General features: G+C 71.5%; 18 protein-coding genes. 12 read left to right on the top strand and 6 right to left on the bottom strand.

What is annotated here, in order from left to right; genetic code table 11:
• Window positions 1-154: 154 nt before the first annotated feature.
• The 3 genes from ACPPVW_RS13265 to ACPPVW_RS13255 form a co-directional block, all read right to left on the bottom strand.
• Entirely contained in the window at window positions 155-487 is a 333-nt protein-coding gene (locus ACPPVW_RS13265; RefSeq protein ID WP_426623586.1) for a peptidase, read from the bottom strand.
• Window positions 484-1,692 (bottom strand): anion permease, encoded by a 1,209-nt coding sequence (locus ACPPVW_RS13260; RefSeq protein ID WP_426623585.1) that lies wholly within the window; start codon window positions 1,690-1,692, stop codon window positions 484-486. The genes ACPPVW_RS13265 and ACPPVW_RS13260 overlap by 4 nt, the downstream gene beginning before the upstream one ends.
• Window positions 1,693-1,814: 122 nt before the next feature.
• The gene (locus ACPPVW_RS13255; RefSeq protein ID WP_426623584.1) at window positions 1,815-4,370 is read right to left on the bottom strand and encodes a DEAD/DEAH box helicase; all 2,556 of its coding nucleotides are present in this window, start codon (window positions 4,368-4,370) and stop codon (window positions 1,815-1,817) included.
• A gap of 107 nt (window positions 4,371-4,477) precedes the next feature.
• Here ACPPVW_RS13255 and ACPPVW_RS13250 point away from each other — a divergent pair, with 107 nt between their 5' ends.
• The 9 genes from ACPPVW_RS13250 to ACPPVW_RS13210 all read left to right on the top strand — a co-directional run bounded on the left by ACPPVW_RS13250 (window position 4,478) and on the right by ACPPVW_RS13210 (window position 13,050).
• Complete coding sequence (locus ACPPVW_RS13250; RefSeq protein ID WP_426623583.1) at window positions 4,478-6,007, top strand: molybdopterin-dependent oxidoreductase; 1,530 nt, start codon at window positions 4,478-4,480, stop codon at window positions 6,005-6,007.
• A gap of 37 nt (window positions 6,008-6,044) precedes the next feature.
• Window positions 6,045-7,244 (top strand): ThiF family adenylyltransferase, encoded by a 1,200-nt coding sequence (locus ACPPVW_RS13245; protein ID WP_426623582.1) that lies wholly within the window; start codon window positions 6,045-6,047, stop codon window positions 7,242-7,244.
• A gap of 64 nt (window positions 7,245-7,308) precedes the next feature.
• Window positions 7,309-8,523, top strand: a complete 1,215-nt coding sequence (gene glp / locus ACPPVW_RS13240; protein ID WP_426623581.1) for a gephyrin-like molybdotransferase Glp — start codon at window positions 7,309-7,311, stop codon at window positions 8,521-8,523.
• The gene (moaCB, locus tag ACPPVW_RS13235) at window positions 8,520-9,548 is read left to right on the top strand and encodes a bifunctional molybdenum cofactor biosynthesis protein MoaC/MoaB (protein WP_426623580.1); all 1,029 of its coding nucleotides are present in this window, start codon (window positions 8,520-8,522) and stop codon (window positions 9,546-9,548) included. The genes glp and moaCB overlap by 4 nt, the downstream gene beginning before the upstream one ends.
• Entirely contained in the window at window positions 9,545-9,958 is a 414-nt protein-coding gene (locus ACPPVW_RS13230) for a molybdenum cofactor biosynthesis protein MoaE (RefSeq protein WP_426623579.1), read from the top strand. Before moaCB ends, ACPPVW_RS13230 begins: the two co-directional genes overlap by 4 nt.
• Window positions 9,959-9,999: 41 nt before the next feature.
• Window positions 10,000-10,404: a TOBE domain-containing protein gene (locus ACPPVW_RS13225; RefSeq protein WP_426623578.1), complete on the top strand. Its 405-nt coding sequence runs from the start codon at window positions 10,000-10,002 to the stop codon at window positions 10,402-10,404.
• 11 nt (window positions 10,405-10,415) lie between these two features.
• Entirely contained in the window at window positions 10,416-11,216 is an 801-nt protein-coding gene (gene modA, locus ACPPVW_RS13220) for a molybdate ABC transporter substrate-binding protein (RefSeq protein WP_426623577.1), read from the top strand.
• Complete coding sequence (locus ACPPVW_RS13215; RefSeq protein WP_426623576.1) at window positions 11,213-12,016, top strand: ABC transporter permease; 804 nt, start codon at window positions 11,213-11,215, stop codon at window positions 12,014-12,016. The genes modA and ACPPVW_RS13215 overlap by 4 nt, the downstream gene beginning before the upstream one ends.
• Window positions 12,013-13,050, top strand: a complete 1,038-nt coding sequence (locus ACPPVW_RS13210) for a sulfate/molybdate ABC transporter ATP-binding protein (protein WP_426623575.1) — start codon at window positions 12,013-12,015, stop codon at window positions 13,048-13,050. The genes ACPPVW_RS13215 and ACPPVW_RS13210 overlap by 4 nt, the downstream gene beginning before the upstream one ends.
• 178 nt (window positions 13,051-13,228) lie before the next feature.
• On the opposite strand, the gene ACPPVW_RS13205 is transcribed toward ACPPVW_RS13210, so the two are convergent.
• The 3 genes from ACPPVW_RS13205 to moaA all read right to left on the bottom strand — a co-directional run bounded on the left by ACPPVW_RS13205 (window position 13,229) and on the right by moaA (window position 14,940).
• Window positions 13,229-13,567 (bottom strand): hypothetical protein, encoded by a 339-nt coding sequence (locus tag ACPPVW_RS13205; RefSeq protein ID WP_426623574.1) that lies wholly within the window; start codon window positions 13,565-13,567, stop codon window positions 13,229-13,231.
• A 64-nt stretch (window positions 13,568-13,631) separates the two neighbouring features.
• Window positions 13,632-13,883, bottom strand: a complete 252-nt coding sequence (locus tag ACPPVW_RS13200; RefSeq protein WP_426623573.1) for a MoaD/ThiS family protein — start codon at window positions 13,881-13,883, stop codon at window positions 13,632-13,634.
• A complete protein-coding gene (gene moaA, locus ACPPVW_RS13195) occupies window positions 13,876-14,940 on the bottom strand; it encodes a GTP 3',8-cyclase MoaA (protein WP_426623572.1) in 1,065 nt (354 codons plus the stop codon). The genes ACPPVW_RS13200 and moaA overlap by 8 nt, the downstream gene beginning before the upstream one ends.
• 63 nt (window positions 14,941-15,003) lie before the next feature.
• On the opposite strand from moaA, the gene ACPPVW_RS13190 reads away from it, so the two are divergent.
• Genes ACPPVW_RS13190 through ACPPVW_RS13180 form a run of 3 tightly spaced genes read left to right on the top strand, consistent with a single transcriptional unit; the run spans window position 15,004 to window position 16,606 of the window.
• A complete protein-coding gene (locus ACPPVW_RS13190) occupies window positions 15,004-15,597 on the top strand; it encodes a sulfite oxidase-like oxidoreductase (protein ID WP_426623571.1) in 594 nt (197 codons plus the stop codon).
• On the top strand, window positions 15,594-16,346 hold the full coding sequence (locus tag ACPPVW_RS13185) for a ferredoxin reductase (protein WP_426623570.1): 753 nt from the start codon (window positions 15,594-15,596) through the stop codon (window positions 16,344-16,346). Before ACPPVW_RS13190 ends, ACPPVW_RS13185 begins: the two co-directional genes overlap by 4 nt.
• Entirely contained in the window at window positions 16,343-16,606 is a 264-nt protein-coding gene (locus ACPPVW_RS13180; protein WP_426623569.1) for a DUF6510 family protein, read from the top strand. The genes ACPPVW_RS13185 and ACPPVW_RS13180 overlap by 4 nt, the downstream gene beginning before the upstream one ends.
• Window positions 16,607-16,647: the final 41 nt, after the last annotated feature.

Here is a 16,647-nt window from a genome sequence, read left to right as displayed (position 1 = left end):
AGGTATGTCGCAGCGCCGTACCAGCCTAATTCCCCTCCCGACACGTCCTCCTGGCGACGCGGAGTCGACTCACCCGCCGAGGGGCACGTTATCGCCCCTAAAACCGCATTTTAGGGGCGTTAGCGTGCCCCTCGGCGGGGGGCGACGCAGGGGGTCAGTGGTGGAAGTAGGGGATGATCAGGTAGAGGCCATAGAGGACGCCGAGGCCGCAGAGCACGAAGCAGGCGTACGCGCCGGTGAGGGCCGCGCGCTTCTGGCCGTCGCTCAGCGGGTTCTTGCGCCGGGCCTTGTCGGCCTTCTTCTGCGCCTTGGCGGCCTCCTCCGGCGTGATCACCGTGATCGCGTCGGTGAACTCGACCGGCTCGACGAACAGGGCGCGGCCGGCGACCGCCAGCAGCCGGGTGCCGAGTGCGTAGAAGCCCACGATGACGCAGGCACCGACGAGGGAGGCCACGAACACAGTGACGAACGACAGGAACGCGCTCATGCGGACTCCCTCCGGCCGCTCTCCTTCTTGAGTGGCTTGACCTTCTTGATCTTCACGACCCGGCCGGAGGCGGCGACGTCGCTCTGGCCCTGAACCGGCGTCACCGCGTTGGCGCTGGACACCTGGTTGGGACGCGAGCGCCAGAAGATGAAGGCGACGACGGCGATGCCGACGACCGTGTCGATCAGGATGCCGACCGGGCCGAGCGTCGCGATCAGCGCGGCGACCGCGCCCACGACTCCCGCCGACGGCAAGGTCAGCACCCAGCCGATGGCGATGCGCCCCGCCGTGCCCCAGCGGACCGACGCTCCGCGGCGGCCGAGGCCGGAGCCGATCACCGAGCCGGAGGCGACCTGCGTCGTCGACAGGGCGAAGCCGAGGTGGCTGGAGGCCAGGATCGTCGCGGCGGTGCTCGTCTCGGCGGCGAAGCCCTGCGCGGGCTTCACCTCGGTGAGACCACGGCCGAGGGTGCGGATGATCCGCCAACCGCCGGAATAGGTGCCGATCGCGATCGCGAGCGCGCACGAGACCACGACCCAGAAGGGCGGACCGCTGCCAGCCGGGAGCAGGTTCGCGGAGATCAGCAGCAGGGTGATGACGCCCATCGTCTTCTGCGCGTCGTTCGTACCGTGCGCCAAGGCGACCAGCGACGACGAGAAGATCTGTCCGTAGCGGAAGCCGCCGCGCCCGTCCGGGCGGCCGTCATAGCGACGCGTGATCCAGTAGGCGAGCCTCGTGGCCGAGTACGCGACGACACCGGCCGTGAGCGGAGCGATGACGGCCGGCAGCACGACCTTTCCGAGGACGACGAAGAGGTTCACCGAGCCGATGCCGGCCCCGACGATGGCAGCGCCGATGAGGCCGCCGAACAGGGCGTGGCTGGACGACGACGGCAGGCCGTAGAGCCAGGTGACCATGTTCCAGACGATGGCGCCGACCAAACCGGCGAAGATCAGCTCCGGTGTGATGAGGACCCCGCCAGGCCCCTCGTTGATGATGCCGCCCGAGATGGTCTTGGCCACTTCCGTGGAGAGGAACGCACCGAGGAGGTTCAGCACCGCCGCGAGGGCGACGGCGACCTTCGGCCGCATCGCTCCGGTCGCGATGGGGGTCGCCATCGCGTTCGCCGTGTCGTGGAACCCGTTGGTGAAATCGAAGAACAAGGCCAGCGCGATGACCAGCACGATGATGAGGCTGAGATCCACCGGTTTCTTTCTCGTGTGGAGACGGACCGCCGATTAGAGTTCACCGGAGGTTCATGCGGAGTGCCTGATGCCGAGTGGCGACGTGTAGATGCTCGCACGCGCGTCTCGCGCGCGTCAAACCGTCACAACCGGTCGACACCCGTCACCCGGATGACCGCGGCGCCCGCCCGCGCGGACTCGGCGAGGAGCACCTCCGCAGCGATGCCCCAGTCGTGGTCCCCTGCCGGGTCCGCGAGGATCTGGCGCACCCGCCAGAGGCCCTCCGAGTCGGCCGGGCTCTCGTCGACGACGATCATCGCCGCCGCACGCGCGGAGGCGTCGGTGAGGATCTCGTCGTGGTCGGCGTAGTACGCCTCCAGGGCCTCGTCCCACTGCAGTTCGGTGAACGACGGTGCCGCCGCCTCGGCGAGCGCCGCGGCCTCGTTCTCGAGGGCGCCGAGCTCCCGCACGCGGTCGAGCGCGGCGAGCTGCACCCGGCGGAACAGCTCGTTGCGCACGAGCACGAAGAACGCGCGGCGGTTGGCGGTGACGGTACGCGGGGCCGGAGGCGCGAGCTCGCTCGACTCGGCGGCGTGCTTCGCAGCGTCCGGGTGCACCAGCTCCTCCCACTCGTCGAGGAGGCTGGAGTCGACCTGCCGCACCAGCTCGCCGATCCACTCCACGATGTCGCGCAGCTCCTCCGTGCGCAGGTCGAGCGGCACCGTCTGGTTCAGGGCGCGGTAGGCGTCGGACAGGTAGCGCAGAACGACGCCCTCCGAGCGCGCGAGCTTGTAGAACGCGATGAACTCGCCGAACGTCATGGCGCGCTCGTAGAGGTCGCGGACCACCGCCTTGGGGCTGAGCTCGAAGTCGGCGACCCAGGGCTGGCTGGAGGCATAGGTCGCGAAGGCCTCGGCGAGCAGCTCCTCGTGCGGCTTCGGATGCGTCACCGACTCCAGCGCCTCCATGCGCTCGTCGTACTCGATGCCTTCGGCCTTCATGGCCGCGACAGCCTCGCCGCGCGCCTGGAACTGCTGGGCGGAGAGGACCGGCCTCGGGTCGTCCAGGGTGGCCTCCACCACCGAGACGATGTCGAGCGCGTAGCTGGGCGACTCGACGTCGAACAGCTCGAAGGCGGCGAGCGCGAACGGAGACAGCGGCTGGTTGAGCGCGAAGTTGGGCTGGAGGTCGACCGTCAGCCGGATCTCGCCGTCGACGACCTCCACGACCCCGGCGGTCACGAGCGAGCGGTAAAGCCCGAGGGCGCGGCGTGCGAGGGCCAACTGGCGCTTCCAGGGCTCGTGGTTGTCGAACACGAGGTCGCGCACGTGGCGGAAGACGTCGCTGCCGCGGCCGACCACGTTGATGAGCATGGCGCTGGTGATCTGCATGGAGGACGTCAGCGTCTCCGGCTCGGCCTCCACCAGTTTGCGGAACGACGGCTGCCCCCAGGAGACGAAGCCCTCAGGCGCCTTCTTGCGCACGATCTTGCGACGCTTCTTGGGGTCGTCGCCGGCCTTCTCGAGCGCCTTGGCGTTCTCGCTCTCGTGCTCGGGCGCCTGGACGACGACGGTTCCTGCGGTGTCGTAGCCCGCGCGCCCGGCCCGGCCGGCGATCTGGTGGAACTCGCGGGCGTTGAGCTGGCGCATCCGGATGCCGTCGAACTTCGTGAGCGCGGTCAGCAGCACGGTGCGGATCGGCACGTTGATGCCGACGCCGAGGGTGTCCGTGCCACAGATCACCCGCAGCATCCCGCGCTGGGCGAGCTGCTCGACGAGCCGGCGGTATTTGGGCAGCATCCCGGCGTGGTGCACGCCGATGCCCTGGCGCAACAGGCGGGAGAGCGTGCGGCCGAAGGAGGTCGTGAAGCGGAACTCCCCGATCGCGTCGGCGATGGCGTCGCGCTGCTCACGGCTCGCGATCTTCGCGCTGGAGAGCGATTGGGCGCGCTCCAGGGCCGCGAGCTGCGAGAAGTGCACGATGTAGATCGGCGCCTGCCCGGTGTGCAGGAGGTCTTCGACGGTGTCGTGGATGGGCGTCAGCTCGTAGTAGTAGTGCAGCGGCACCGGGCGCTCGACGCCCGTGACCGTCGCGGTCTCCCGGCCGGTGCGACGGCTGAGGTCGGCGGCGAGCGCCGTCACGTCGCCGAGCGTGGCCGACATGAGCACGAACTGCGCGCGCGACAGGATCAGCAGCGGCACCTGCCAGGCCCAGCCGCGGTCGGGGTCGGCATAGAAGTGGAACTCGTCCATGACGATCTGCCCGACGGGCGTGTCCTCCCCCTGCCGGAGGGTGAGGTTGGCGAGGATCTCCGCGGTGCAGCAGATGATCGGGGCGTCGGCGTTGACCGAGGAGTCGCCGGTCATCATCCCCACGTTCTCCGCGCCGAAGACGTCGACCAGGGCGAAGAACTTCTCGGACACGAGCGCTTTGATCGGCGCCGTGTAGAAGCTGCGGTCGCCGCGGGCCAGGGCGGCGAAGTGGGCGCCGACGGCGACCAGCGACTTCCCCGTGCCGGTGGGCGTGGAGAGGATGAGGTTGGCGCCTCCCGCGATCTCGATGAGCGACTCATCCTGGGCTGGGTAGAGGGTGATCCCCGTCCCTTCGGCCCAGGCGACGAACGCCTCGTAGACCGCGTCCTCGCCGACGGAGCCGGGGCCGGTCCAGCCGGGGAGTTCGTCGACGCGCAGGGAGGCCATAGTGCTCAAGCCTGTCACAGCCCGCACGAGCGCCCGGCGCGAACGCTCGGCGTATCCACCGGATCGCGTGCGTATCCTTCCCCCATGAATGCGTTCTGGCGGGCCCCATGAGAGCGTTCTGGCGGGCCGCTGCGGCCGGTGCCGCGAGCGTGGTCGCCGGTATCGGCGCGGCGGAGATCGTCAGCGCGGTCGGCGTGCAGGACGGCAGCCCCATCCTGGTCGTCGGCTCCCTGGTGATCGACCTCACGCCGGCCTGGCTCAAGAACGCGGTCATCGGCGTCTTCGGCACCGGCGACAAGACGTTCCTCATCGTCTCGCTGGCGGTCGCGCTGGTCGTGGGCGGCGCGCTGGCCGGCTGGCTCGAGCTGCGCCAGCCTCCCCTCGGTCGGGTGCTGATCGGCCTGGGCGGCGTCGTCGGAGCGTTCGCCGCGATCACGCGCAGCGGTGGCGGGATCGTCGACGTTCTGCCGTCGGCGCTGGCCGCCCTCGTCGGCATCCTCTTCCTCGGCTGGCTGGTCGGACTGCTGCGCGGCACGGAGCCGACGCGGGTCGCGCCGCAGGGCGCCGTCTCCCGTCGCCGGTTCGTGGCGGCCACGTCTGCCACGGCGCTCGGCGGGATACTCGCGGCGGTCGTCGGCCAGGTGATCGCGTCCGGCTACCGCGCGGCCGCTGCCGCCCGTGCCGCGTTCCACCTTCCGAAGCCCGCCGTCGCGGCGCCTCCGGTGCCGGCTGGCGCCTCGTTCGACATCGCGGGCCTGTCGCCGATCGTCACGCCGAACGCCGACTTCTACCGCATCGACACCGCGCTGCAGATCCCCGGCATCCAGCCGCAGGACTGGCGGCTGCGGATCACCGGGATGGTCGAGGAGGAGATCGAGCTGACCTTCGCCCAGCTGCTCGCCCTGCCGTTGGAGGAGTCCATCACCACGCTCACCTGCGTCTCCAACGAGGTCGGGGGCGACCTGATCGGCAACGCCCTCTGGCTCGGCTACCCCATCCGGCACCTCCTGGCCCGCGCGAAGCCGTCGGCCGACGCCGACATGGTGCTCTCGCACAGTCAGGACGGCTGGACCGCCGGCACCCCGCTTCAGGCCCTGACCGACCAACGCAACGCGATCCTGGCGGTGGGGATGAACGGCCAGCCGCTCCCGCTCGAGCACGGCTATCCCGTGCGCATGGTCGTGCCCGGCCTCTACGGCTACGTCTCGGCGACCAAATGGGTGGTCGAGTTGGAGGTGACCCGGTTCGACAAAGCGACGTCGTACTGGACGGACCGCGGCTGGTCGGAGCGCGGGCCGGTCAAGCTCGCGTCGCGCATCGACGTCCCCGCAGACGGCCGTCAGGTGAAGGCAGGCACGGTCGCCGTGGCCGGGATCGCCTGGTCGCAGCATGTGGGCGTCAGCGCCGTCCACGTGCAGATCGACGGAGGCGACTGGCAGCAGGCGACGCTCGCGGACGCGATCTCGGAAGACACCTGGCGGCAGTGGAAGTACGCGTGGAACGCGACCCCCGGCGCGCACACGATCACGGTCAGGGCGACCGACGCCCGCGGGACGGTGCAGACCTCCAAGGTGCAGGACGTCGTGCCCGACGGCGCGACGGGGCTGCACTCGATCGGCGTCACGGTCACGCGCTGACCGTCACAGCGCCCCGTATTGGTGCTTGACTAGCGATATGGCCTCCCCTGTTCGTCCTCCCGCCTTGGTGGCGCCCGGCCCCGCGCTGCCGTCGGAGCTCCGCGCGCGCTACGCCCGCACCGAGCAGCTCCCGGGCTTCGGGGAGGCCGCCCAGCGCCGCCTCCGAGCCGCCCGGGTGCTCGTCGTGGGCGCCGGCGGCCTCGGCTCGGCCGCCCTCCCGCTGCTCGCGGGCGCCGGGTTCGGAACGATCGGGATCGTCGACGACGACAGCGTGGAGATCAGCAACCTCCCCCGGCAGACCATCCACGGCGAGCGCGACCTCGGCCGGCAGAAGACGGCGTCGGCGGCCGACGCGATCCGCGCCATCGATGCCGGCATCGCCGTGCGGGTGTTTCCCGAGCGACTCACGTCGGCGAACGCCGAGCGCATCCTGGGCGGGTTCGACCTCGTTCTCGACGGCAGCGACAACTTCCCCACGCGCTACCTGGTGGACGACGCCGCGTCGCTGGCCGGGCTGCCCGTGGTCTGGGGAGCGGTCCACCGGTTCGGCGGTCAGGTGGGCCTCAGCTGGGCCGGGCGCGGGCCGCACTACCGCGATCTCTTCCCGCAGCCTCCCGAGCCCGGCACGGTGCCGAGTTGCGCGGAGGCCGGGGTGCTGCCGAGCGTGTGCGGGGTGATCGGGTCGCTGATGGCGAGCGAGGCGATCAAGGTCGTGACCGGGGAGGGCGACCTCCTGCTCGGCCGGGTGGTCGTGCACGACGGGTTGCGCGGGACGTTCCGCGAGCTCGCCTACGCCGAGGATCCGGCCGCCGAGCCCGTCACCGGGCTCATCGACTACGACCAGTTCTGCGGCATCGCGCCCGACGCCGGCGCTGCGGGGCCGGCAGTCGCCAGCGCCGCCACCTCCAGCTCCGTCACCTCCATCTCCCCTGGCGAGCTGGCGTCGCGCCTCGCGGCCGGGCAGCCGCACCTCCTGCTCGACGTGCGCGAGCCGTGGGAGGCCGATATCGCCGAGCTGCCCGGCTCGCTGCTGGTGCCGCTGGATGTGATCGTGCGCGACGCCGCGGGCGTGGCCGAACGGCTGAGCGACGATCCGCTCGTCATCATCTGCCACCACGGCGTGCGCGCCGAGACCGCACGTCGCGCGCTCGAGTCAGTCGGCACGAGCGGGGCCGTCCTCGCCGGCGGCCTCGACGCCTGGTCCCGCGAAGTCGACCCCGCTCTTCCCCGCTACTGACCTCGCGGGGACCAATGGTCGTCGAAACCTCGCACGCCGTGGGAGGCCGCGGGATACTGAACCCATGACCCCACCGCGGAGCGTCGAGGAGCACGTCGATCACATCAGCCGCCTCCTGGCACCGCTGACGGCCGAGCCCGCGGTCGAAGCCGTCCCGCTCGCCGAGGCCGCCGGCCGGGTCGCGGCGACGGACGTCCGCTCGGAGGTCGACCTGCCGCTGTTCCGCAACTCGCAGATGGACGGCTACGCGGTGCGCGCCGCAGACATGGCGCGCGTGCCGGTTGCGCTGGAGGTCACCGGCGACGTGCCTGCCGGGCACGAGGTGCCGCTCACCCTGGCCGCGGGCACGGCGATCCGCATCATGACCGGGGCTCCGGTGCCGAGCGGGGCCGACGCGATCGTGCCCGTCGAGGACACCGAGCTGGTACTGGGCAGGGACGACGACCTGGAGGGCGCCGTCGTGGAGATCCGCCGGCCGAGGAGCCGCGGCGAGTTCGTGCGCGAACGCGGCAGCGACCTCCGCCGCGGCGAGGTGCTCATGCGCGCGGGCACCCGCCTGGCCCCGCGGCATCTGGCCGCGCTGGCCGCGGCGGGCGTCACCACCGTCGATGTGCGGGCGCGGCTGCGGGTCGCGATCCTCACCACGGGCTCCGAGCTCGCAGCGCCGGGTGAGAGCGTGCGCTTCGGGCAGATCTTCGACGCGAACAGCGTCGCGCTCGCCGCACTCGTCGAAGAGGCCGGCGCCGTGGTCTCGCTGCGGGCGCGCAGCGACGACGACCCGGATGGGTTCGCCCGGGTCTTCGACGCCGCCGTCGCGGCCAGCGACCTCGTGGTGACCTCCGGGGGCGTCTCGAAAGGTGCCTATGAGGTCGTCCGCGAGGTGCTCCTCCCCCGCGGCGCCGAGGTCACGACGGTCCGGATGCAACCAGGCGGGCCGCAGGCGACGGCTGTCGTCGACGGCGTGCCCGTGCTGTGCTTCCCCGGCAATCCGGTCAGCACCCAGGTGTCGTTCGTGGTCTTCCTGCGCGCACCGCTGCGGGAGGCCGCCGGGCTGCCCGAGCTGCCGCTGGGCAGCGCGCGGCTCACCGAGTCCGTGCACTCCGTGCCCGGCAAGCGGCAGTTCCTCCGCGGTCGCGTCGGCGCCGACGGGGTGGCCCCGATGTCCGGCGCCGGCTCGCATCTGGTGGCGGCGATGGCGAACGCGGACGTCCTCATCGACCTGCCCGCCGAGGCGGAGGCCGTCGAGGCGGGCGAGGACGTGACAGTCTGGACGCTATGAGCGAGCTCACCCACCTGGACGCCGACGGCCGCGCCCGCATGGTCGACGTCGGAGCCAAACCGGAGACCGACCGGGAGGCGGTGGCCCGCGGACGCCTCGTGACCACACCCGAGGTGGTGCGCCTCGTCGCGGCCGACGATCTGCCCAAGGCCGACGTGCTGGCCACCGCCCGCATCGCCGGCATCGCCGGCGCCAAGCGCACGAGCGACCTCATCCCGCTCTGCCACCCGTTGCCGTTGACGTCGGTGCGGGTCGACTTCGCCCTCGATGAGGCGGGCGGCACGATCGCGGTGGAGGCCGTCGCACGCACCCGTGGCCGCACCGGGGTCGAGATGGAGGCGCTGACCGCCGTCGCCGTCGCCGGGCTCACCCTCCACGACATGGTCAAGGCGGTCGATCCGGCGGCCAGCATGACCGATGTGCGGCTGGTCGCGAAGAGCGGCGGCAAGCGCGGCGACTGGCGCCGGCCGGGCGAAGCGGAGGCCGTGGACCCGGTCGCGACGGCCGTACCGCCGCCCACGTGGCCGCGACCCATCCCTCCGCGACCCGACACGGCCGTCGTCATCGTCGCCTCCACGCGCGCAGCGGCGGGAGAGGCTGCCGACACGACCGGTCCGGTCATCGCGGAGTGGCTCTCGGGCCATGGCCTCCGCCCCGACGTGCGCGTCGTGGCCGATGCCGAGATCGCCTCCGCGCTGCGCGCCGCGGTCGCCGAGCGGCCCGGCGTCGTCCTCACCACCGGCGGCACGGGTGTGTCCCCCACCGACCGCACGCCGGAGGCGACCGCCGCGGTGCTCGACCGCGAGCTGCCGGGACTGGCCGAAGCCCTTCGGGCGCGCGGTGCGGCCTCCACCCCGCTCGCCGCACTCAGCCGTGCCCGAGCCGGTGTCACGGGCGCGACTCTCGTCGTCAACCTCCCCGGTTCGCGCGGCGGAGTCGCGGACGGGCTGGCGGTGCTGGGGCCCGTCCTGGCGCACCTGCTCGATCAACTGCACGGCGGCGACCACGAAGGAGCGGTGCGATGAGCGACGTGCTCGCCGACGTCTCCGACCGTCCCCTCGACCCGTCGACGCTGGACGAGTTCGTCTGGCGCCGCGAAGCCGGAGCGGTGGTCTCGTTCCAGGGCATCGTGCGCGACCACGACGGCGGCCGGTCGGTCGTCTCGCTCGACTACCGCGCCCATCCGGAGGCAGCCGGGTTCCTGCGCGCCTGCTGCGAGGAGGTCGCCGAGCGTACCGGCCTCCGGGTCGCCGCGGTGCACAGGGTCGGCTCGCTCACCACCGGCGACCTCGCCCTCATCGCCGCCGTCGCCGCGCCCCATCGCGCCGAGGCGTTCACGGCGTGCGCCGAGCTGGTCGAGCTCATCAAGTCGCGCGTGCCGATCTGGAAGCGGCAGCACTTCGCCGACGGGGAATCGGAGTGGGTCGGGCTCTGACCCTCTCGATTCTCCGCGTCTGCCGGTCTAGAGTGCTGTTCATGCCGCAGATACGGGTGAAGGAGGCCGCGAGCTTCCTGGGGGTGAGCGACGACACCGTGCGTCGGTGGATCGAAGGCGGACTGCTCTCGAGCACGAAGGACGAAGGCGGACGGACGGTCGTCGACGGCCTCGAGCTCGCGAGGATCGCCAAACAGAATGCGGTGCTGCCGGCAGACCCGTCCAGCGTCGGCCGCTCGGCCCGCAACCGGTTCGTGGGGATCGTCACCGACATCGTCGTGGACAAGGTCATGGCGCAGGTCGAGTTGCAGTGCGGGCCGCATCGGGTCGTGTCGCTGATCAGCAGCGAAGCCGTGCGCGAGCTCGGCCTGGAGCTGGGATCCGTCGCCGTCGCCGTCGTCAAGGCCACCAACGTCATCGTCGAGACCGTAGCGGTCACGGAATGAGGAGCATCCGGATGAGAAGGCGCGACAAGCTCTCGATCGTCGGAGCCGCGCTCGCGGCTGTGCTGCTCGCCGCGACCGGATGCTCGACGGGCGCCGCGGCGCCGGACGCGTCGCAGACGCCCACGAAGCACGCGATCACGGGCACGATCACCGTCTTCGCCGCGGCCTCCCTCACCACGACCTTCACCGAGCTCGGCAGGCAGTTCGAGAAGGCGAACCCGGGCAGCACAGTCAAATTCAGCTTCGCCGGCTCGTCCGATCTGGTCACTCAGCTCGGCGGAGGCGCTCCCGCCGACGTCTTCGCCTCCGCGGACGAGAAGAACATGAAGAAGGCCGTCAGCGCCGACGTGACCAGCGGCGACCCGGTCGACTTCGCGACGAATGTGCTGGCGATCACGGTGCCTCCGGGCAACCCGGCTCACATCACAGCCTGGGCGGACCTCGCCAAGCCGGGCGTCAAGACCGTCGTGTGCGCGCCGCAGGTGCCGTGCGGCGCCGCGACCGCCACTGTCGAGGCGAACACAGGCGTGACCCTGACCCCGGTCAGCCAGGAGTCGTCGGTGACCGACGTGCTCGGCAAGGTGTCCTCCGGGGAGGCGGACGCGGGCGTGGTCTACGTGACCGACGTGAAGGGCGCGGGGAAGAGCGTCGACTCCGTGCCGTTCCCGGAGGCGAAGGACGTCGTCAACACCTATCCGGTCGTCGCGATCCGGCAGGGGCCGAACGCCACGGGAGGCGCCGCGTTCATCGCGTACGTGACGGGGCCGGAGGGGCGGAGGACGCTCGAGGCGGCCGGCTTCGGCGCGCCGTGACCCGTCGCCGCGCAGCGGACGCGCCCGCGACAGGCATCCCCGGCTGGATCCTCGTCGTCGCCGCGCTCGGGGCGCTCTTCGTGCTGCTGCCGATCGTCGCGATGGCGACGCGCGTGAACTGGGCGCAGTTCGGCACTCTCATCACGTCGCAGGCGTCGGTCGACGCGCTCCTGCTCAGCCTGCGCACCTCGCTCACGGCGACCGTCGCCTGCCTCGTGCTCGGCGTCCCGATGGCCATCGTGCTCGCCCGCATGCCGTTCCGTGGCCGCGGGCTCGTCAGAGCGATCGTGCTGCTGCCGCTGGTGCTGCCTCCCGTCGTCGGCGGAATCGCGCTGCTCGCCCTGTACGGCCGACGCGGCCTCCTCGAAGGCGCGATCCCGATCGCGTTCTCGACACCGGCCGTCATCATCGCGCAGACGTTCGTCGCCCTGCCGTTCCTCGTGCTCAGCCTGGAGGGCGCACTGCGGACGACCGGTGAACGCTACGAGGCCGTCGCCGCCACGCTCGGAGCCGGGCCGACGTCCGTGCTGTTCCGCGTGACACTCCCGCTCGTCGCCCCGGCGATCGTCTCCGGCGCGATCCTGTCGTTCGCCCGTGCGCTCGGCGAGTTCGGTGCGACGCTGACCTTCGCCGGCAGCCTCCAGGGGACCACGCGCACCCTCCCGCTCGAGATCTACCTGCAGCGCGAGACCGACCCCGACGCCGCCGTCGCGCTGTCGCTGGTGCTCATCGCCGTCGCGATAGCCGTCGTCGCTGTCGCACACGGCGCGGGCGAGCCGTTGCGCCGGAGGACGACATGACGCTCCACCTCTCGGCGCAGGTCGCCGAGCGCGACGTCGCCGTCGACCTGAGCCTCGCCCCCGGCGAGACGCTCGCCCTGCTCGGACCCAACGGGGCGGGCAAGTCGACCGTGCTCGGCGTGCTCGCCGGCCTGATCCGGCCCGACAGCGGACGGGCGACGCTGGCCGACGAGACCTTCTTCGACCTCCCGACGACGTGGCTGCCGCCGCACAGGCGCGCCATCGCGCTGCTCGCGCAGGACGCCCTGCTGTTCCCGCACCTGACCGTGCGCCGGAACGTCGAGTTCGCCCCGCGCTCGTCGGGCGCTTCACGCGCGGAGGCCCGTGCGAAGGCCGACGAATGGCTGGACCGCACCGGCGTCCGCCCGCTGGCCGACCGCCGACCGGGCGACCTCTCGGGAGGTCAGGCCCAACGCGTGGCGATCGCGCGAGCGCTCGCCGCCGAACCGGAGCTGATCCTCCTGGACGAGCCGCTCGCCTCGCTCGACGTCGCCGTCGCCGTCGAGCTCCGCGGGATGCTGGCCGAGGTGCTCGCCGGGCGCACCGCCATCGTGGTGACGCACGATGCGCTCGACGCCTACCTGCTCGCCGATCGTGTCGCGGTGCTCCACGGCGGGAGGGTCGTCGAACAGGGCGCGGCGCAGGAGGTCCTCGCCCACCCGCGGCACCCGTTCACCGCTGAGCTCACCGGCCTCAGCCTCCTCACGGGGATGCGCACGGCGAGCGGCCTGGTCACGCACGACGGCTTCGCCCTCGACGGGACGCCGACGGTGACCATTCCGGAGGGCCGTCCGGTCACCGCGGTGGTGCGGCCGTCGTCGGTGGCGCTCAGCGCGGGAGGGCCGGCAGAGGGTGCGGCCCGGATCGCCGCCGTCGTCACCGCTTTGGAACCGCGCGACGACCTCGTCCGGGTGCGCACCGACCGCCTCACCGCGCTCGTGCCCGCCGCGGTGGTCGCTGAGCTGCGCCTCACGATCGGGGCGCGCGTCACGCTGACGGTGCCGCCCGGCGAGGTGCGCATCTCGGCGGCGTGAGACCGCTTCCGCGCGCCGCGAAGCGCGCTCCGCAATTCACCGCGAATGTCGACTAAGCGCCGGCGTAACCGCACATTTGCCGCAAATGTGCGGACAACAGAAGAAGCGCATTCACCGCGAATGTCGACTGTGCGCGCGTAAGCGCACATTCACCGCAAATGTGCGGGCGGCCCGACGCTCAGTACGAGCCGATCCGCATCCCTGCGGTGGAGTAGCCGCCGTCGGGGTTCTTCGACGGGCGTGGCTCGTCGAACGCCGAGTTCGCTTTTCCCGGGAGGCTCGGGGGCACAACCCGCGAGCGCACGGCAGCGACGATCGTTGCGGCGCACGCTGCGACCAGTGCGGCGCCCGCGATGACGAGCGCCCAGCCTGCCGCGTCGCCGCGGGTCAGCTGCACGATGCCGAACGGCAGCACCGCCCACGCAGAGACACCCGCGATCACGGCAGCCACGATCAGCAAGCGGGACCGCGCCTTGCGGCGGATGACCCGGTCGAACTCCTGCATGTGCGCGCTCATGGCGACCTCCCCCAGCACCAGGACGAACCTGTTTCCCGGAGCCTAACGCAGGGACTCGCAGCCGTCAGCCTCCCGCGAACGGCGGCAGCACATCCACGCGCTCGCCGATGACGGCCGCGGGGTCGCGCGAGACCACGCCGTCTACCAAGAACGAGCCGTTGCGCAGCACCAGCCGCATCGCGTCGCCATAGCGGTTCGCCAGTTCCTCGCGAAGTGCGACGACCGTCGGCTCGCCCAGGGTCAGACGCTCCTCCTCACGTCCCGCAGCCTCCTCCGCCGCCGCGAAGTAACGCACCAGAACAGACTTCTCAGCCACCGATCGCTCCCATGCTCCGCACCGGAGGGACGAACCCGGGGCGCTCCATTCCGTGCCCCGACTGCTTGTTCCACATCGCGCCGCGCCACCAGCGGGCGATCTCGGCGTCGTCAGCGCCGCCGCGCAGGAGCCCGCGCAGGTCGGTCTCGTCGTCGCCGAACAGGCACGAGCGGACCGTGCCCTCCGCCGTGATCCTGGTGCGGTCGCACGCGGAGCAGAACGAGCGGGTCACCGACGCAATGATGCCGACCGTCGCCGGGCCACCGTCGACGAGCCACTCCTCTGCGGGCGCCGACGGGTCGTCGCGGCCGATTTCCCGCAGGTCGAAGCGGGTCCGGAGGACTCCGAGGAGTTCCTCGGCGGGGACCATGTTCTCGCGCAGCCACGTGTGATCGGCGTCGAGGGGCATCTGCTCGATGAAGCGCAGCCGGCAGCCGTGCTCGAGCGCCCACGTCAGGAGGTCGGGGGCGCCGACGAGCGTCTGGCGCATCATCACGGCGTTGAGCTTGAGCGGTGTCAGCCCCGCAGCGTGCGCCGCGGCGATCCCGGCGAACACGGCAGGCAGCCTGTCTCGCCGAGTGAGCGCCGCGAAATGTTCGCGATCCACCGTGTCGAGGGAGATGTTGACGCGATTCAGCCCGGCGGCAACCAGCGCGGGAAGCCGGTGGTCGAGGCCGATGCCGTTGGTCGTCATGCTGATGTCGATGCCGGGAGCGGCCGCGTGCGACCGGCCGATGATCTCAGCCAGGTCTGCACGCATCAGCGGCTCTCCCCCGGTGAAACGCACCTCGCGGATGCCGAGATCGCGGGTGCCGATCCCCACCAGCCGGGCGATCTCGGCCGGCGTCAGCAGGTCGTCGCGCGGGATCGCCGGCAGCCCCTCCGCCGGCATGCAGTAGGTGCAGCGCAGCGAGCATTTCTCGGTGACCGAGACCCGCAGATCGCGGGCGACCCGACCGAAACGGTCGACGAGCCCTGGCACCTCGGGTCGGCCGTCGAGCCGCGGCGCCTCGCGCAGGCGAGAGCTGCGCGGTAGTCCGAGGTTGATGGCGGTCATGCCATCACACTAGACCGACCACGCCTGTAGACCACCGGCCGAGACTCGGAATATGCTGCGCGAATGGGAATCATCTCGTCCGGCTTCCACGGTCGGCGGCGCACCGAGGACCCGCGCCTCCCACCCGGTCAATACGTCACGGAGGGTTTCCCCGTGCTGTCCGCCGGGCCGACGCCGCGTATCGCCAAGGACAAGTGGGCGTTCACGATCACGACCGAGAAGGGCGTCGTCCACCGCTGGAGCTGGGACGAGTTCCTCGCCCTTCCGCAGGACGAGGTCGGGACCGACATCCACTGCGTCACCAGCTGGTCGAAGCTCGGGACGTCGTGGCGCGGCGTCACGCTCGACACCCTGTTCGAGAAGGTCGACACCGACTACGAGTACACGATGGCGCACTCCTACGGCGGCTACACGACGAACGTGCCGCTGAAGGACCTCCTGGACGGCAAGGCGTGGGTGGCGCACACCTTCGACGGTGCCGACCTGCCGCCCGAGCACGGCGGCCCCGCACGGCTGCTGGTGCCGCACCTGTACTTCTGGAAGAGCGCCAAGTGGGTGAGCGGCCTCGAGATGCTGCCGCAGGATCAGCCCGGGTTCTGGGAGCAGAACGGCTACAACATGTACGGGGATCCGTGGAAGGAAGAGCGCTACTGGTGACGACGTCGTGGCGGGTGGCCGATGTCGTGGCGACGCACGAGGAGACGGCGACAGCGCGCACCATCCGGCTGCGCATCCAGGGGCTCGGGGGCCATCTGGCGGGTCAGCACGTCGACGTACGGCTCACCGCGCCCGACGGTTACCAGGCCGTGCGCTCCTACTCGATCGCCTCGGCCTCCGGTGCGGCAGGGCTGACGCAGGACGAGTTCGAGCTGACGGTGGAGGAGCTGCCCGACGGCGAAGTGTCCCCGTATCTCGTGCACGGCCTCTCGGTCGGCGACCAACTGGAGGTCCGCGGTCCGGTCGGCGGCTGGTTCGTCTGGCGCGCAGAGGACGCCGGCCCCGTGCAGCTGATCGCGGGCGGCTCCGGTGTCGTGCCGTTGATGTCGATGGCCCGTGCGCACGCGGCCGCGGGAAGTGCGACGCCGTTCCGGCTGCTCTACTCGGCGCGCACGCCGATGTCGGTCTACTACCGCGACGAGCTGATGGCGCTCGGCGAGGGCGTGGCTCCGCTGCGCGTCGACTACGTGTACACGCGCACGGCGCCACCGGAGTGGCCGGTGGCCGCCGGTCGGCTGACGGCCGACGCGCTGGGCGCGCTCGTGCTGCCGGCCGCGGACTCCCCCACGTTCTATCTGTGCGGGTCGACCCCGTTCGTCGAGGCCGTCTCGGGTTGGCTGGTCACCGCAAGGCACGACCCGGGCCGCATCCGCACCGAACGCTACGGCGGGATCGGAGGGGCTCAATGACCGAGATGGACTACCTGGACGGCAACGCAGCCGCCGGGCTTCTCTCCGAGGTGTTCTCGGTCGACGTCACCTCTGCGCGCGGCAAGTGCGCCCACTGCGGCGACGTCTCGGTGATCGCGCAGGCGCACCTGTACACCGACGACCACGGGATGGTGCTGCGCTGCCGGATCTGCGGTGACGTCATCGCTCGCGCGTCGGAGCGGGCGGGGCGGCTGTGCCTCGACCTCCGCGGTCTCGACTGGCTCGAACTGGAGGTCTGACCCCCTCAGCGGGCGGTCATCCGCCGCCCGTACAATCGTCC

The sequence above is a fragment of the Leifsonia sp. McL0607 genome (assembly GCF_049993355.1).
GTDB lineage: Bacteria > Actinomycetota > Actinomycetes > Actinomycetales > Microbacteriaceae > Leifsonia.
Note: the sequence above shows the minus strand (reverse complement) of the source record. Positions and strands in the feature narration are given on the sequence as shown.

Excerpts from the sequence above, each read along its gene's own strand:
- ACPPVW_RS13265 (WP_426623586.1), bottom strand. The coding sequence starts at position 487 with ATGAGCGCGTTCCTGTCGTTCGTCACTGTGTTCGTGGCCTCCCTCGTC.
- ACPPVW_RS13255 (WP_426623584.1), bottom strand. The coding sequence starts at position 4,370 with ATGGCCTCCCTGCGCGTCGACGAACTCCCCGGCTGGACCGGCCCCGGC.
- ACPPVW_RS13250 (WP_426623583.1), top strand. The coding sequence starts at position 4,478 with ATGAGAGCGTTCTGGCGGGCCGCTGCGGCCGGTGCCGCGAGCGTGGTC.
- ACPPVW_RS13245 (WP_426623582.1), top strand. The coding sequence starts at position 6,045 with ATGGCCTCCCCTGTTCGTCCTCCCGCCTTGGTGGCGCCCGGCCCCGCG.
- glp (WP_426623581.1), top strand. The coding sequence starts at position 7,309 with ATGACCCCACCGCGGAGCGTCGAGGAGCACGTCGATCACATCAGCCGC.
- moaCB (WP_426623580.1), top strand. The coding sequence starts at position 8,520 with ATGAGCGAGCTCACCCACCTGGACGCCGACGGCCGCGCCCGCATGGTC.
- ACPPVW_RS13230 (WP_426623579.1), top strand. The coding sequence starts at position 9,545 with ATGAGCGACGTGCTCGCCGACGTCTCCGACCGTCCCCTCGACCCGTCG.
- ACPPVW_RS13225 (WP_426623578.1), top strand. The coding sequence starts at position 10,000 with ATGCCGCAGATACGGGTGAAGGAGGCCGCGAGCTTCCTGGGGGTGAGC.
- modA (WP_426623577.1), top strand. The coding sequence starts at position 10,416 with ATGAGAAGGCGCGACAAGCTCTCGATCGTCGGAGCCGCGCTCGCGGCT.
- ACPPVW_RS13210 (WP_426623575.1), top strand. The coding sequence starts at position 12,013 with ATGACGCTCCACCTCTCGGCGCAGGTCGCCGAGCGCGACGTCGCCGTC.
- ACPPVW_RS13205 (WP_426623574.1), bottom strand. The coding sequence starts at position 13,567 with ATGAGCGCGCACATGCAGGAGTTCGACCGGGTCATCCGCCGCAAGGCG.
- moaA (WP_426623572.1), bottom strand. The coding sequence starts at position 14,940 with ATGACCGCCATCAACCTCGGACTACCGCGCAGCTCTCGCCTGCGCGAG.
- ACPPVW_RS13190 (WP_426623571.1), top strand. The coding sequence starts at position 15,004 with ATGGGAATCATCTCGTCCGGCTTCCACGGTCGGCGGCGCACCGAGGAC.
- ACPPVW_RS13180 (WP_426623569.1), top strand. The coding sequence starts at position 16,343 with ATGACCGAGATGGACTACCTGGACGGCAACGCAGCCGCCGGGCTTCTC.